We start from the raw sequence: 15,594 nt of genomic DNA on the forward strand, positions 1-15,594 counted from the left end.
CCTCTATATTGCTGCGTTAAAATAGGAAGAATTAGATTAGGATTTACCTTCAATGTCACACTTTAATTTTCAAAATACTGAAACTAGATCATGAAAGTGGTACGATAAAAAAAGAGGTGAATTCAAATGAATGGACAGAATAGAAAAGACGTTAAACCTGGCATAGAAGTGTATATCGTATTAAAAAAAGATCAACGATCAGGAGAGAAAACGAAAGGGATCGTAAAAGATTTATTGACGAATTCTTCCTTTCATCCGCATGGCATAAAAGTTCGCTTAACAGATGGACAAATAGGACGAGTTTGTGAAATCATAGGATAAATTATAAGGTGAAAAGGAGTGTAGTTGAAAGTGCAAGTAGAATCTCAAATTTTACAGTGGTTTAACCACTTTCATCAATATCCAGAAGTGAGCTGGAAGGAATACGAAACGACGAATAAACTTGCGGAAATTCTGGATAGTTTGGGTATTTCCTATCGTAGATTTGATGATGTAACTGGATTGCTAGCGGAAATCGGGGAAGGGTCAGAAGTAATTGCGGTTCGAGCTGATATTGATGCTCTCTGGCAAGAAGTGGATGGAGAGTTACGTGCCAATCATTCCTGTGGACATGATGCCAATATGTCTATGGTGTTGGGAGCATTATTGTTACTAAAGGATAAAAAGTTGAATAAACGAATCCGCTTCATCTTTCAACCGGCAGAAGAGAAAGGTAATGGAGCAAATTCGATGATTGACCGTGGGGCCTTGACGGATGTAACACATCTATTTGGTGTGCATTTACGACCAATTGAGGAGCTTCCTTTTGGAAAAGTTTCACCAGCTATACACCATGGTGCGGCATTATTTGTAGAAGGTAAGATAAAAGGAATAGATGCACATGGTGCTAGGCCACATCAAGGCAATAATGCCATTGATGTAGTAATGGCCATTCATCAAGCATTGAAAAACATGTACTTTTCCCCATTCGAATCATATTCTGCGAAGCTAACAAAAATTCAAGCAGGCGGAGAAAATGCGAATATCATTCCGGGAAATGCTACGTTTTCTATCGATGTGAGAGCAGCGAGTAATAGTGTTTTGTATCAACTAAAAGATCAGATAGATAAAGACTTGAATACAATTCAACAATTATTTGATATAAAGATCGAGTGGGAATTTCAAGATATTACACCAGGTGCTGAAGTATCGAAGGAGGCTGCAACAATTTCAAAACAAGCGATAATGGAAGTTATAGGTATGGAAAATTTAGCAGAAGAAGTAATCACTTCAGGAAGCGATGATTTCCACTTCTATACTATTAGACATCCAGAAGTAAAAGCCGCAATGATTGGTATTGGTGCGGATTTGACACCAGGATTACATCACCCCAATATGACCTTTAACAAAGATGCATTAATAATAGGTGCAAAAGTAATAGAGAAAACGCTTTCAAATAGTGCAAAATAATATTGACTAGTGTTTCGTTTCGATTTAATATTACTCTATTAACGACTATTAAACGTCAATTTAGAATTGTCTTAAAGTTGTAAGGGGGAAATATTTTGCCAGAACAGAAAGTAGTAAGTAAAAAAGAGATGTCTTTACTTTGGGCTCTTACACCATTAGTTATTATGATACTGACTATGATTATAACAATTATTAAATTAGATCAAGGTCCACATATTCCATTAATCGTTGGAACTACTGTTGCGGCAATTGTTGCATGGAAGCATGGATTTAAATGGTCTGATATTGAGGAAATGATGTATAAAGGTATTAAATTAGCATTACCAGCAGTAGTTATTATTATTTTAGTAGGACTAATCATTGGTGCTTGGATTGGCGGAGGGGTAGTTGCTACAATGATTTTTTATGGTTTGAAAATTATTACTCCTGCTTTCTTCTTAGTGACAATATGTATAATTTGCGCCATTGTTTCTCTAGCCATCGGTAGTTCATGGTCTACTATGGGAACTATTGGTGTTGCAGGAATGGGAATTGGTCTTAGTATGGGAATTCCGGCTGGAATGATTGCTGGAGCTGTAATTTCAGGAGCATACTTTGGGGACAAGATGTCGCCATTATCTGATACAACAAACCTTGCTGCGGGATTAACGGGCACAGATCTTTTTGTACATATTAAACATATGTTTTATACTACAATACCAGGAATTTTAATAGCTCTTGGTGTATATGCTTTCCTTGGAAATAAATATAAATCTAGTAATATCGACCAAGAAGGTATTAACCAAACAATATCTATGTTAGATCAAAGCTTCGTCATTTCGCCATGGTTATTACTAGTTCCACTTGCGGTAATAGTATTAGTTGCGCTTAAAGTACCAGCTATACCAGCATTGCTTGTTGGGATTTTATTGGGCTTTTTATCTCAAATACTTATCCAAGGCGGCAATGTTGCAGATGCAGTTGGAGCATTACAGAGTGGGTATGTAATCGATACTGGGAATGCGATGGTAGACGAATTGTTTAACCGTGGCGGCTTAGATTCGATGATGTATACAGTTTCCATGACGATTGTTGCGATGACTTTCGGTGGGATACTGGAATACTCAGGAATGCTTCAATCCATTATGAGTCAAATCTTAAAATTTGCTAAATCAGCAGGATCGCTTATCGCATCTACAATTGTTGCTTGTTTCGCGACCAATGCAACTTGCTCAGAGCAGTACATTTCTATCGTTGTGCCAGCTCGTATGTTTTCGAAGTCATACACAAAAATGGGATTACATTCTAAAAACCTATCAAGGGCTTTAGAAGATGGAGGTACACTTACTTCGGTCTTTGTTCCTTGGAATACGTGTGGAGTGTTTATCTTAGCGACATTAGGTGTTGGGGTAGCGGAGTATGCAGCATTTGCCATTTTAAACTTTATCGTACCAATTATTTCTATTATCTATGCCATGACTGGCTTTACGGTTCAAAAATTATCAGAGGCTGAAAAGTTAGAGATATTGAATAAAGAAACTGCAGAAGCATAATTCGAAAATGTGCAAGCATTGAATAGAAAAAGGGAGTTCTTATTAGAACTCCCTTTTTTGATGGAAGGCAAACGCTATAAAATTACCGAAAAGAAATGTCGGTCATGATGATAGTCATGATTAGCTTCAAGTAAAGTAACCTGGTAATCATATAGAAATAAATCTGTCTGTCCAAAGCACTTCGGAACATAATAATTTTGTTCTTAAAGGACCGGGAATCTTTTTCCTGTTTTTTCATAAAACTTCTATTAAAAGATACTGATTGATATTGCGATGCAGATGTCGAGGTTCTAGCTGTAGGTTGGAAAGTTTAGCTCGTATATAGCGCGTGGTCGGCCTTGTTGATAAGTCATCTCTTCCCCTATGATCTGTGCATACCCATGATCTGTAAGTTTTTTTAAGATACGTTCAGTGGTTCTTCTACTAACTTGTAAATAGACTTCTAGATCATATGCAGTAAACTCGGTGGACTTTCTTAGACGACTAAATTTTACTACTTTGGACAAGTTTGCTGGGCTTAATGTTGTTTGTTTCGCTATTTGCACAAGTAGTGGATCACTATTTTTCAGTTCTACCTGTCTATTGCTGTTCGGAAACGGTCCGAGTAATTCCTTGGAATCCGTTAATAAGTAAGCTGTATTATCAGTAGTATAAGATAGGGCGTCCTTTGCATTTTGAGTAGCTTCTATAACTGTTTTTCCATAGCCGAAAGCGATTTTAATGGGTGAAAAAGATGAACTCAACCAGGAATTAATCATGGAATTATTGTTTAAAGCTTCTTCCACATTACCTTGAGTTGAAAATAAGCTATATAAATTGTCTGCTTCTTTTACGGTGTTAGCTTGAATAGCTGCTGCAATCTGTTTTACTTTGTCTTCTGAAATGGCGTGATTTTTACTTGTTTGTATATAACCAATGGCTATTTTGGCTGACTGACTTTTGAATAGAAGGGCAAGTGATTTTGTATCCTCTAATCCCTTAATGATAGAGCTTTTTGGATCAATCATTCGAACGACAGACAAACCGTTGTCCCTTAATCTTTGATAAACTGCGTGAATACTAGTTATGGCTAATAAGGAGGATCCATTTTTCTGCAAGTTTGTGTGGAATGCTACTATTTCCTCTAAGTCAAAGGAGGTATCAATTTTCATCAAAAAGGGTGTTTCATTGAACTGCCCAATATCCTCTAAAACACTCATTGCACTTGCTGGATCGATTATGTCAATTGATAATTTATGTATGGCAGTTGGATGAGTAAAGCTAAGTGATAGTAGAGTTGTAGTGATAACGCTTTCATCTTGTTTCAAATAAAAAGATGGAATTGGTAGTTTTAAAACAGACTCTTGCGCGTAGTAAAATGGAAATGATCCTGAAAAAAATACGGCATCACAAGGTTTTATAATTGATACTATATCTTTTGCATCAGAAGGTATATTATATGTATAATAATCCATTCTAACGGATGGAAGTTCATGTTCAAAACTTCTTAAACGTTTGATGAAATTGGCCGATCCTAGTACAGCAATGCGTGTAATCATTGGGTCACCTCTTTTTTAGGTTTTTAACGACTATTTAACGACAACTATATCGAATTACATTCATGATGTAAAGAAAGTAGGAATTTATAATGAAAATTAAAGAAATAGATATTTACGCAATTAGATTACCTTTAATAGATCCATTTATAATAAGTTATCATACCTACGATGATATGCCATCTATTATTGTTAAGCTAACGACAGATACAGGTTTAGTAGGATACGGAGAAGCAGTTGCAGATGAGCATGTGACAGGGGAAACTTGGGAAAGTACATATGCATTACTGAAATCTACATTAGCACCAGCTATTATTGGAGAAAATCCTATGGAGTTTGAACGTTTACATGAAAAAATGGACAAGGCCGTTTATCTGGCTCCTGCAGCAAAAGCAGCCATAGACATTGCTTGCTACGATTTAGCAGGAAAAAAACTTGGTGTTCCTGTTTACCAATTACTAGGCGGGCGTTACCACGAAAAGTTCCCTGTCACACATGTTTTAAGTATTGGAAAACCAGATGATATGGCAGAAGAAGCTGAGAGAAGGATAAAAGAAGGGTATTCCTCTTTTAAAATGAAGGTCGGGACAGACGTACAGGTTGATGTAAAACGTATTCAGGCAGTACGGGCTAAAGTTGGAGAAGAGGTTGCCATTCGTGTAGATGTAAATCAGGGTTGGAAAAATAGTGCTACTACCATTATGGCTATGCAAAAGTTAGAAAAGGAAGGACTAGATTGGTTAGAGCAACCGGTAGTAGCGGATGACTTCAATGGAATGGTAGAAGTGAAGGCTAAAACAAGTACTCCTCTGATGATGGACGAAGGCTTACGAAACCTTCGTGATATGCGTGAGCTAATCGAAAAACAGGCTGCGCATAAAGTGAATATTAAACTGATGAAGTGCGGTGGGATTTACCCAGCGATGAAATTAGCTCATATGGCGGAAATGGCAGGTATCGATTGCCAAATCGGTTCCATGGTTGAATCTTCTATCGGATCTTCAGCAGGATTCCACATTGCATTTTCTAAAAAAGTATTTACTAGTGTAGAACTAACTGGTCCTTTAAAATTCTCTAAGGATGTTGGGAACTTACACTATGATGTTCCATTTATACAGTTAAATGAACGCCCTGGACTAGGAATTGATATAGATGAAGAAATACTCAAGGAGTTAACTGAGTTCTCCACAAAAGTAACAATGTAAGAGGAAGTGTTCGCATGAAGGAATGGAAAGGTAAACTTGGAGAGAAAGAATATATTGTTCGTAAGTTAAAGCCCGATCATATGGATAGTATTTTACGTTTACAACATATCGTTTTACAAACGATGGAAAATGATAATTTCCTCTCTCCACTAACAAAAGAAGAATATGAGTACTCCATAGCACATAACTTAATGATTGGAGCATTTGTAGACAATAAGTTAATCGCATTTAGAGCTTTGGCGTTACCACCAATGGATGATGATCATCTAGGTATTGATATTGGTCTGTCCTCGGAGCAACTGGGGAAGGTCGTTTATCAGGAAATTACGAATGTTCACCCAGATTACCGAGGATTTGGTATGCAAAAGAAACTTGGCGTTATCATTATGGAAATCCTAGACGCTTCAACTTATACACATGTCTGTGCAACAGTTGCACCATTTAATATTCCTAGCTTAAAAGACAAACTTAGCCAAGGAATGGTAATAGGCGCCTTAAAAAAGAAATACGGAGGCATGCTGCGATACGTATTTTATAAAAAAATTCATGTGAATCGTGCCAGTGGAGAAAAGTTATTAGAAATTCCTATGGATGCGATTGAGAAACAGCAGCAGGTTATCGCGGATGGCTGGATTGGTACAGCTATTTTTCAAAAAGAAAACAAATGGTATGTAAACTATGAAGAAAAAGGGACATATTTTTAAATCCAAACCACTTAGTGATTAATCTCACTGAGTGGTTTTTTCTGTATACAATATGATCAATTCACGAAAAGGTATTTACAATCTATCAGTTGCTTCCGTCAAATGTATGAGGAAGACTCAAGACCAATGGCTGAACCAAATAGCAGAATTTTCAATTATAGTGAAATAATAAGAATAAGTTAAGGGGTGTTTCAAATGAAAAACTTATATAAAGACTCCCGCTTTCGACTCATTATATCAGCTAATATTGCTTCTTCTATTGGCTCGGGAATAACGATGATTGCGATACCATGGATGCTTGTATCAAGTGATGATGGTAATAAGGTTTTTGGATTTATAACAATTGGTATGACGATATTGAGTTTTATCCTCACACCATTTATAGGGAATCTAGTGGATAAAGTATCTCGAAAGAAATTACTAATTGTTAGTGAAATCGTATGTTTTGTTCTACTGTTTATATTTTCTCTGCTAGGCTTTATGGGCTTACCATATGAAATTTGGCATTATACGATTATCTATATGATTGGTAGTTTGTATTACACTATTTTTTATCCGACGATGTTTGCTCTAAATCAAGAGATATTTACGAAGGATCATTATAAATCATTAAATGGAACGATGGAAGTCCAGGGACAACTATCTAGTATGATTGCGGGTGGTTTAGCTAGTATCTTGTTGATGAAATGGGAACTGCATTATATTCTATTACTAAACACGATATCTTATGGTGCTGCTATTTTCTTTTATTTGAAGTTACCGTATGTGAGATTACCAACTATAAAAACGGAAGTTGTTAAATCACAGGTAAGTGAAGGAATTAGGTATATGTTGGCTCGTCCTGCTGTATTTATATTTTTATTGTTTTCTTTCATGCCTTTTATCGGAGTGATGCTTACAAATTACTTATTTCCTGTCTATTTAGTGGATGTACTTGAGGCAGATGCGAGTGTTTATGGAATTGAAGGAATGATCTACGCAATAGGAGCAGTAATTGCTGGTGTTTTCGTACCCACATTATCCAGTAAGTTTGGAAATGAAAAGACGATCATTTTTGGGATATTGGTATATACGATAGCCATATCCTTAATAGTCTTCGTGGATTTACCTGTATACCTATCCCTTATGTTATTTTTGGCAATAGGTAATAGCAGCACAAGGGTTGCTAGAAACTCTTTCTTAATGGATCATATTCCCAACAATATAATAGGGAGAGTAGATAGTTTGTTTCGTACATCAGGTCTTTTAATCAGAATTCTCTTATTAGCACTATTTACTGAAATGGTGTCCTCAGACCTCATCGTTTATTGTTTTATCGTGCTAAGTGGGATATTAATGGTTTCTTTGTCATTAGTACTTATATCGTTGAAAAAGGGTGTTAAAGAAAAGGAAATAAATTGTCCAGTTATAGCAAATACTTAGGGAGCTAGTGCAAGTTGGTTGCTACTCTAGCGTCTTTTTTGAAACCATTTCCCATCTCGTCCGTAAAATAACTATGAACAAAAAAGAGAGGGATTGAGAAAATGACCAGTGTATTTATTATTTCGGCAGTTGCAGCTATAATTACCGCATTATTAGTTGTTCCGTTAACAGCTAAAAGAAAAGATATGGTAACTTCCATTATTGGTCTGTCTATATTAACTTTTATCGTACTAGCGATTATATATTATGTAACGAACTTAGATCGTAATTGGACAGCGTTATGGCCGTTACTAGTTATTACAACATTAGCAGGAATGTTGTTAGCTAAAGGAAAAGAGCAAAAAGCAAAAGGTATTCTGTTTTTAGGAAGCTTAGTAATCGCAATTTTCATGCTGACGGCGCCTTTTTGGAATGCTGATGAAAAATTTAAAGTAGCAGAAATGAAACAAGAGGTGGAAATTGAAGCATTTGATGAAACGAAGACACCTGCTAGTGTACCACCAAAATTTGCACGCAATAAAATGAAAAAAGCTTTTGGTCAAGTACCAAATACAAGCTATTATGAATTAGGTAATTTACAAATTCAAAAGGTAAAAGATGAGTACGTATATATTGCTCCAGTAGAATTTTCTGGACTATTCAAATGGTGGAATGGAGACGTAACACCGGGTTATTTTACAATGAGTGCAACAGATTCATCGGATAATCCAAAATTTGTAGAAGCAGAAATGAGCTATACACCGTCTTCTTACTTCCATAAAAATTTGGAAAGACATATGCGTATGAAACATCCAACTAAAATTTTCTACGGTGCACCTCAGTTAGAAATTGACGAGGAAGGAAAACCATATTACATCAGATCTTACGGTAGCTTCATCTCAGCGCGAAATGGATTTGAGGTAAAAGGTATCGTTGCGGTAGATCCTGCTACAGGACAGACGGATTCCTATAAAATTGCAGATGTCCCGGCATTTATAGACGGCGCTGTATCACCTGAAACGGTGAGTCTACAAAATAGTTATTTTGGTAACTATATACATGGATTTATCAATAGTCTATTTGGTAAAAAAGATGTGAGATTACCATCAGATGAAGGAACAGAAGCAAATGTTAGTCCAATCTTCGGAGAAGACGGACAAATGTATTACTTCACAGACTTTACGAGTCCAAAAGAGGGAGTAGACTCGATGCTTGGTTACTCATTAACCGATGGTAGAACAGGCGAGGCTACGTTTTATACAGGAAATCTAGAAGACTCATATATGGATTCTCAAGGGGCATTACAAATTATCGAAAAGAAATTCATTGAGAAAAAATGGTCTGGCGAGATGCCCGTATTGTACAATTTTTACGGAGAAGCTAGTTGGTTAACACCAGTGTTAGACTCTAATGGGTTCTTGCAAAATTACTTTATAGTATCAGCAGCAAATCCTGAGATATCTGTTTACGGAAATACGCCAAATGAAGCGCTAAAACTATATAAAACAGCTATTCAACGTGGTGGAAGTTCGGTAGATGGTAGCTCCGATGCAGAAGAGAAATCGATAACTGGTACGGTTGTACGTGTATTTAAAGAACGTGTAGGCGACTTTACGCAAGTATCGTTCCTATTAGATGACAAACAAAGTTATATCGTATCTTCCGAAGTTGCTCCCCTTGCCGTTTATATGCAAGAAGGAGATAAAGTACAAGTAACTTTCTTAAATACAGGAGAACTTTTCTTGCCAGTAAAAGAGGTAACGATTCAAGGAATTGAATAGTATATAAATGAAAGCTATCCTAGATTAAATAGGATAGCTTTTATTAGAGCTTAATAAACGGAGGAAATGATTTTGAAAGTTCATTACTTAACGATAGGGGAAGTAGCAAAGCTAAGCAATATATCGGTTCAAACTTTACGATACTATGATCAGATTAATTTGTTTAAACCTTTCGAGATAAATACGAGCAATAATTATAGGTATTATCAAAATACGCAATTATATTATTTAGACATTATTAAATCATTAAAGTACCTTGGATTATCGCTAGAAGAGGTTAAATCAGTCTTAAAGTTAAAGCCTGAAGAACTAGTTATATATTTAGAAACCCAAGAGAAAAGAATTGAGGAACAATTTCAAAGGCTCCATAATACGAAGCGGGTATTACAGCGCAAAAAAGAGCAAATACAATCTTTCGTGCTGGAACCAAATATGATGACGGTTAGCAAAAAGAACTTACCGGCACAAAAAATAGTGAAGATTAAAACCTATAATATGAAGGTCGATGATATTCCAAATAGGGAGTTTGGTCGTATTAGTAAAGTGTTAGAAGATGAAGGTAGCATATTTGATACATTGTATGGTGGAGCGTTTTCCTTCCAAAAATATGAATTTTTAAATGATATAAACTATGATTATTTTTTTGCATATATCGTAACGGATAAGGATTTTGAAGAAAAATATGAAGATGTGGAAATTAGTGTGTTACCTGCTGGAGAATACCTTAGCATTTCATTTGTTTTGGAAGACAATGAATATGTGGAATGCTACCAAAAGTTAATCGACTATATAGAGAAACACCAAGTAGTAATAGATCCCATTGTATATGACGTGTGGATGCCGATAAATTATTCGGCTTCCAAGGAAGATGAATTTTTAGTAGAACTCAAAATACCTATTCAAACTACTTGACCCTATAGTTACTATAGGGTTTATTTTTATTTATATGCTGAGTAAGAATTATAAGGAGTTTTAAAGATGGGTTCGCAAAAAAGTGGTTTAAATAAAGTAATTTATCTAGTTTTAGTAAATTTGTTTATTGTATTTTTAGGTATAGGATTAATTATTCCAGTGATGCCAACATTAATGCGTGAGATGAGCTTAGAAGGCTCTACGATGGGCTATTTAGTTGCGGCTTTTGCATTTGCACAGTTGTTAGTCTCTCCAATTGCAGGTAGATGGGTAGATTCGATTGGTCGTAAAAAGATGATTGTCATTGGTATGTTCATATTTGGGGCATCGGAAATGCTCTTCGGTCTTGGACAAGATGTGAAGGTATTGTATATGTCTAGAATATTGGGAGGAATTAGTGCGGCATTCATCATGCCAGCTGTAACGGCTTTTGTTGCCGATGTTACTACCTTAAGGGAAAGGCCAAAAGCGATGGGCTATGTGGCTGCAGCAATCAGTGCTGGATTTATCATCGGGCCAGGAATCGGCGGATTCTTAGCGGAACATGGAACGAGACTTCCCTTTTTTGTTGCTGCAGGTCTTGGAATTTTAGGTGGAGTATTTTCACTTATTATTTTGAAGGAGCCTGAAAGAGCTCATATAGAAAGCGAAGGAGAACCAGTTAAACCACGTTTTCGTAAAGTATTGGAACCAATTTATTTGATACCGATGATTATCATTTTAGTATCTAGCTTTGGCTTAGCGGCCTTTGAAACAGTATATTCGCTTTTTGTAGATCACAAATACGGATTTACACCAAAGGATATTGCGCTAATCATTACGGTAAGTGGTGTTCTAGGAATTATATTCCAAGTGCTAACTTTCGATCGTATTGTAGGGAAAATAGGAGAAATTCGGTTGATTCAAATTTGTATAGGTGTATCAACGATTTTCATTTTTGCCATGATAAAGGTTTCTGCCTACTGGTCTATATTGCTCGTAACTTTTGTGATTTTCTTGCTGTTCGACTTAATGAGACCAGCGCTGACAACTTATCTATCCAAAATTGCTGGTAATGATCAAGGCTTTGTTGGAGGACTAAACTCTACGTTTACGAGTATAGGTAATATTATTGGTCCAAGTATTGCAGGTATACTGTTTGACGTGCATATTGATTATCCATATGTATTAGCAATGGTCATACTAGCGATTAGCTTTGTAATTTCATTGTTTTGGAAGAAACAAAAGCCAGTTTTTAAGGAAACAGCTGAATAAAGCTACTGTGGCTTTTAGCATTGTACTCATCAAAATGGGAGTCATTTTATCTTTTAGTAAAAATCCTATACAATAGAGTATATAGGATTTAACGTGAATCATTGAAACGGAGGACTAGTCGTGCATGATGTAGCAAAGTTACAAAAAGAAGCGATGGACATGCTAAAGAAAACAAGTAGAACTTTTTATATTCCAATTACTTTTTTAGAATCTAAACTGAAAAAGGCGGTTGCCTCTGCTTATTTATGTATGCGTGCGATAGATGAGATTGAAGATCATGAGTCATTAGGTGCACAAGAGAAACAAGAACTGTTACTTGCTACTAGCAAGATGCTTAAAAATGGGTTTGATAAGAAGCTATATGAACAGCTAGTTGAACCATTTCAGGAAATTCTTCCACCTGTATCGTTAAGACTTGGCGACTGGCTAGAAATTTGCCCGGATGATTTAGTAGAAAAAGTAAAAGATTCAACGAGTGAGATGGCAGAAGGAATGGCTAAATGGGTAGGTAAGAACTGGCAAGTGAAGACGAAAGAAGACCTCGATGAGTATACCTACTACGTAGCTGGTCTTGTGGGAGTGATGCTTTCGGATTTATGGAAGTGGAGCGCAGACATTGACACAGACCGTGATTTAGCAATTGCATATGGACGAGGACTCCAAGCAGTGAATATATTGCGAAACAAAGATGAAGATAGCGAACGAGGTGTACAATTCTTCCCAGAAGGTTGGACAAGAGCGGATATGTTCGAGTATGCGGAAAGTAATTTAGCTCAAGCTGATGAGTATATCAAGAGTATCGACAGTAAAAGTATATTGTTATTCTGCAAACTACCTCTTGCACTTGCACACAAAACACTAAAAGCACTGAAGAGCGGGAAAGAAAAAATGACTCGATCGGAAGTAGAGCAAACTGTTGAGGAAGTACAAGCAGAGGTGTAAGGTCGTATTTAATATGGATAAAGCTGTATACTAAAAGATGAAATGAAATATTTCTACTATGAGAGGAGTTTTACTATGTTATCAAAAAAATTACATGAAGCATTAAACGATCAAATGAACTTTGAGTTTTATTCTGCACATACATACCTTGCAGCAGCTGCATATTGTACGGCTGAAGCATACGATGGATTTGCTAATTTCTTTTTAGTTCAGGCAGAAGAAGAACGTTTCCATGCCATGAAATTTTATAACTTTTTAAGTGATTTGGGATACCGAGCTACAATTGATGGTTTTGACAAACCGGGTAATGAATTTACTTCGACTTTAGATGTTTTTGAGACTTCCTTAAAACATGAAAAAGAAGTGACGCGTCGTATTTATCATCTTTCTGATATTGCATTAGATGAGCGTGAACATGCAACGATGGCATTCTTAAAATGGTTCATTGATGAGCAAGTGGAGGAAGAGGCTTCATTTGATACACTGATTAACAAAATTAAACGCATTGAAAATGATTCCAATGCTATGTTTATGTTGGATTCTGAGCTAGCATCCAGATCATTCACACCAGACGAAGCTTAATAAGTAGCTTCGAGAGTTGGTTCTAAGTCTAATATAACGTTATTAAAAGGCTCTAATATTCTGAAGTTTACTTCGGTTATTTGGAGCTTTTCTTCCATAAAAGTAGAGTTCTTTTTGAGAGGTTTAAGTTATATATCAAAAGATAAAGGGAGGAATAAAAGAATGCTGAAAACAATTGTATTCGACCAAATAAAACGCGCGATGAAAGAAAAAGATGTGCTAGCAAAGGGAGTATTAACTATTCTCAAGTCTGCGTTAGATAGTGCAGAAAAAGAAAAAGGTTCTGCCCTTTCGCCCGAAGAAGAAATTGCTATTGTAAATAGAGAAGTAAAACAAACAAACCAAGCATTAGATGGTGCAAAAGCAGCTAATCGTGAAGATTTAATAGAAAAAGAAAATGCAAAACTAAAATTACTAGCAAGCTTCTTGCCTACCCAATTAAGTGAAGAAGAAATAGTAACACTTTTAACGGAAGCTGGAGTCGTAAAAGGAATGAACATGGGAGATGCCATGAAAATCGCTAAACCAATACTTACAGGAAAAACAGATGGATCCACCATGTCCAAAGTAGTGAAAAGTATAATTTAAAGCGTATCAACGCCATTAGATTACTAAAAAAGAGAGGTTGGTTGTGACGTTCGTCACGACCAACCTCTCTAAAATTCATGGTGAAATTTCTGTTCACAGTACTCGATAGGAAATAAAGAACACTTAACGCTTTTCTTTCCGATGTTCTACCTTACTTTGCTCGTATAAATAGAACTTTTAAGTAATTACCTTCTTTAAAAAGTGGAGAGGTTCTAAAATCGGTTGGAAGAGAGAACTCTTCCTCAACTGTATATTTTCGGTTGCATTCTTTAAAAGCTTTCTCTACAAATGTTTTGAACTTCTTCATCCCAAACGTGGCATTATTAGTAGAAGCGACAATGACACCATTTTTTTCTGTAATATTAATGGCATCTATAAGCAGTTTAGTATAATCCTTGGCAGAACTAAACGTATACTTTTTAGAACGAGCAAAACTAGGTGGATCGAGAATAACCATATCAAAGGATAATTCTTTACGTTTCGCATACTTGAAGTAATCAAATACATCCATCACAATAATATCTTGTTGTGCTACATCGATTCCATTTACTTCAAATTGTTCCGTCGTCTTACTTAAGCTTCTTTTAGCAAGATCTACACTTGTTGTCTTCGTAGCACCACCAACTGCAGCAAATACAGAGAAAGCTCCAGTATACGAAAAGGTGTTTAATACCGTTTTCCCTTTTGAATAATTATCTCGAATTGTTTTACGAACATCACGTTGATCTAAAAACACTCCAACCATTGCCCCATCATTTAAGTAAATAGCAAAGTTTTGCCCATTTTCTTTTACAAGAAGAGGGAACTCTCCGCGTTCACCTTTAACAAAATCATCGTCTTCCACATACTGTCCTTTCGTATCAAAACGTTTCTTTTCATAAATACCTTTATAGGGAGTGGAAGCTTCTAGGGCTTCTAAAATGATTTTTTTAAAGGAATAAATTCCCTCACTATACCAGCTGACTAAATAGTATCCATCAAAATAGTCAATGATTAAACCACCGATACCGTCTCCTTCCCCATTAAATACACGAAAGGCTGTTGTATCGGCATTATGATAATAGTCGTCACGGTGTTTAATCGCCGTAGCTATTTTTTTTTGGAAAAATGACTGATCAATTTTCTCGTTTTCATTTTTTGTTAGGAGCCAGCCAAGTCCTTTGTTTTGTTTTCCAACATAGCCTTTTCCGATAAACTGGCCAGCAGCATTTTGAATTTTTAGTATAGATCCTTCTTCAAGAGACTCTGGTTCTAGGAAACCGTCTTTCATCAATATCGGAACACCTTTTTGTAATTCTTGAGCAAGTGTTTCAGTTACTTTAATATCGAATTCATTTTGTGTCATTTTATTCATCCTTATATGTTTTTTATATATTATCTCATACGTCTTGGTAAAAACCCTTGATAGTCTTATGGTACAATATACTATACATGCGCAGAGGAAGGAAGTTTGCAATGAAAAAGTCAAAATTAATCCCACCAATTATGATTGTTGTGGCGGTGCTGGCAACTATTATTTTAAACCAAGAAGAATATTCGGAAGTAACCATTATAAACAAAATACTTATTATTGTAGGAGCAGCTGTTTTATCTTCCGTAATTGGTTATTTCCTGCTAGGAACAGACGTAGATAAAGTGGATCCAAAACCAACTAATAACGTAGTAAATAAAACTAATAAGAAAAAATAGAGGCTTTACTTTCTCAAAAA

At 36.0% G+C, this 15,594-nt stretch carries 15 protein-coding genes; 13 read left to right on the forward strand and 2 right to left on the reverse strand.

All coding sequences use genetic code 11. The features are described from left to right. Positions 1-126 precede the first annotated feature (126 nt). The 3 genes from MKX39_RS00730 to nhaC all read left to right on the forward strand — a co-directional run bounded on the left by MKX39_RS00730 (position 127) and on the right by nhaC (position 2,981). Positions 127-321 carry a YwbE family protein gene (locus tag MKX39_RS00730; RefSeq protein ID WP_093536628.1) on the forward strand — a complete coding sequence of 65 codons (195 nt, stop codon included), beginning with the start codon at positions 127-129 and terminating at the stop codon, positions 319-321. Positions 322-351: 30 nt separating this feature from the next. Continuing rightward, positions 352-1,449: an amidohydrolase gene (locus tag MKX39_RS00735; RefSeq protein ID WP_340767907.1), complete on the forward strand. Its 1,098-nt coding sequence runs from the start codon at positions 352-354 to the stop codon at positions 1,447-1,449. 128 nt (positions 1,450-1,577) lie between these two features. Next, positions 1,578-2,981: a Na+/H+ antiporter NhaC gene (gene nhaC, locus MKX39_RS00740; RefSeq protein WP_340771285.1), complete on the forward strand. Its 1,404-nt coding sequence runs from the start codon at positions 1,578-1,580 to the stop codon at positions 2,979-2,981. A gap of 290 nt (positions 2,982-3,271) precedes the next feature. Here nhaC and MKX39_RS00745 read toward each other — a convergent pair whose 3' ends face one another. Next, positions 3,272-4,519 carry a hypothetical protein gene (locus MKX39_RS00745; RefSeq protein ID WP_340767909.1) on the reverse strand — a complete coding sequence of 416 codons (1,248 nt, stop codon included), beginning with the start codon at positions 4,517-4,519 and terminating at the stop codon, positions 3,272-3,274. 89 nt (positions 4,520-4,608) lie between these two features. Here MKX39_RS00745 and MKX39_RS00750 point away from each other — a divergent pair, with 89 nt between their 5' ends. From MKX39_RS00750 to MKX39_RS00790, 9 genes are all read left to right on the forward strand, one after another. Next, complete coding sequence (locus MKX39_RS00750) at positions 4,609-5,721, forward strand: mandelate racemase/muconate lactonizing enzyme family protein (protein ID WP_340767910.1); 1,113 nt, start codon at positions 4,609-4,611, stop codon at positions 5,719-5,721. Between the two features lie 14 nt (positions 5,722-5,735). Further along, positions 5,736-6,425 carry a GNAT family N-acetyltransferase gene (locus MKX39_RS00755; RefSeq protein ID WP_340767911.1) on the forward strand — a complete coding sequence of 230 codons (690 nt, stop codon included), beginning with the start codon at positions 5,736-5,738 and terminating at the stop codon, positions 6,423-6,425. Positions 6,426-6,620: 195 nt separating this feature from the next. Then, a complete protein-coding gene (locus MKX39_RS00760) occupies positions 6,621-7,847 on the forward strand; it encodes an MFS transporter (protein ID WP_340767912.1) in 1,227 nt (408 codons plus the stop codon). 101 nt (positions 7,848-7,948) lie between these two features. Continuing rightward, positions 7,949-9,607, forward strand: a complete 1,659-nt coding sequence (locus tag MKX39_RS00765; protein WP_340767913.1) for a hypothetical protein — start codon at positions 7,949-7,951, stop codon at positions 9,605-9,607. A gap of 72 nt (positions 9,608-9,679) precedes the next feature. Next, a complete protein-coding gene (locus MKX39_RS00770; protein ID WP_340767914.1) occupies positions 9,680-10,519 on the forward strand; it encodes a MerR family transcriptional regulator in 840 nt (279 codons plus the stop codon). A 66-nt stretch (positions 10,520-10,585) separates the two neighbouring features. Continuing rightward, the gene (locus MKX39_RS00775) at positions 10,586-11,773 is read left to right on the forward strand and encodes an MFS transporter (protein ID WP_340761128.1); all 1,188 of its coding nucleotides are present in this window, start codon (positions 10,586-10,588) and stop codon (positions 11,771-11,773) included. 120 nt (positions 11,774-11,893) lie between these two features. Next, on the forward strand, positions 11,894-12,715 hold the full coding sequence (locus MKX39_RS00780; RefSeq protein ID WP_093536610.1) for a squalene/phytoene synthase family protein: 822 nt from the start codon (positions 11,894-11,896) through the stop codon (positions 12,713-12,715). A gap of 75 nt (positions 12,716-12,790) precedes the next feature. Next, positions 12,791-13,297, forward strand: coding sequence for a ferritin (locus tag MKX39_RS00785; RefSeq protein WP_093536608.1), 507 nt, complete (start codon positions 12,791-12,793; stop codon positions 13,295-13,297). 162 nt (positions 13,298-13,459) lie between these two features. Further along, entirely contained in the window at positions 13,460-13,885 is a 426-nt protein-coding gene (locus MKX39_RS00790; RefSeq protein WP_093536606.1) for a GatB/YqeY domain-containing protein, read from the forward strand. A 151-nt stretch (positions 13,886-14,036) separates the two neighbouring features. Here the strand turns inward: MKX39_RS00790 and MKX39_RS00795 are convergent, their stop codons facing one another. Then, positions 14,037-15,230 carry a class I SAM-dependent rRNA methyltransferase gene (locus MKX39_RS00795; RefSeq protein WP_340767916.1) on the reverse strand — a complete coding sequence of 398 codons (1,194 nt, stop codon included), beginning with the start codon at positions 15,228-15,230 and terminating at the stop codon, positions 14,037-14,039. 110 nt (positions 15,231-15,340) lie between these two features. Between MKX39_RS00795 and MKX39_RS00800 the strand changes: the two genes are divergently transcribed. Then, the gene (locus MKX39_RS00800; protein ID WP_340767917.1) at positions 15,341-15,574 is read left to right on the forward strand and encodes a hypothetical protein; all 234 of its coding nucleotides are present in this window, start codon (positions 15,341-15,343) and stop codon (positions 15,572-15,574) included. Positions 15,575-15,594 lie beyond the last annotated feature (20 nt).

Origin of the sequence: Psychrobacillus sp. FSL K6-1464 (assembly GCF_038003145.1) — a bacterium.
Taxonomy (GTDB): domain Bacteria; phylum Bacillota; class Bacilli; order Bacillales_A; family Planococcaceae; genus Psychrobacillus; species Psychrobacillus psychrotolerans.

Coding starts and splice junctions, on each gene's coding strand:
- MKX39_RS00750 (WP_340767910.1), top strand. CDS start 4,609: ATGAAAATTAAAGAAATAGATATTTACGCAATTAGATTACCTTTAATA.
- MKX39_RS00760 (WP_340767912.1), top strand. CDS start 6,621: ATGAAAAACTTATATAAAGACTCCCGCTTTCGACTCATTATATCAGCT.
- MKX39_RS00755 (WP_340767911.1), top strand. CDS start 5,736: ATGAAGGAATGGAAAGGTAAACTTGGAGAGAAAGAATATATTGTTCGT.
- MKX39_RS00790 (WP_093536606.1), top strand. CDS start 13,460: ATGCTGAAAACAATTGTATTCGACCAAATAAAACGCGCGATGAAAGAA.
- MKX39_RS00745 (WP_340767909.1), bottom strand. CDS start 4,519: ATGATTACACGCATTGCTGTACTAGGATCGGCCAATTTCATCAAACGT.
- MKX39_RS00775 (WP_340761128.1), top strand. CDS start 10,586: ATGGGTTCGCAAAAAAGTGGTTTAAATAAAGTAATTTATCTAGTTTTA.
- MKX39_RS00800 (WP_340767917.1), top strand. CDS start 15,341: ATGAAAAAGTCAAAATTAATCCCACCAATTATGATTGTTGTGGCGGTG.
- MKX39_RS00765 (WP_340767913.1), top strand. CDS start 7,949: ATGACCAGTGTATTTATTATTTCGGCAGTTGCAGCTATAATTACCGCA.
- MKX39_RS00730 (WP_093536628.1), top strand. CDS start 127: ATGAATGGACAGAATAGAAAAGACGTTAAACCTGGCATAGAAGTGTAT.
- MKX39_RS00795 (WP_340767916.1), bottom strand. CDS start 15,230: ATGACACAAAATGAATTCGATATTAAAGTAACTGAAACACTTGCTCAA.
- MKX39_RS00785 (WP_093536608.1), top strand. CDS start 12,791: ATGTTATCAAAAAAATTACATGAAGCATTAAACGATCAAATGAACTTT.
- nhaC (WP_340771285.1), top strand. CDS start 1,578: ATGTCTTTACTTTGGGCTCTTACACCATTAGTTATTATGATACTGACT.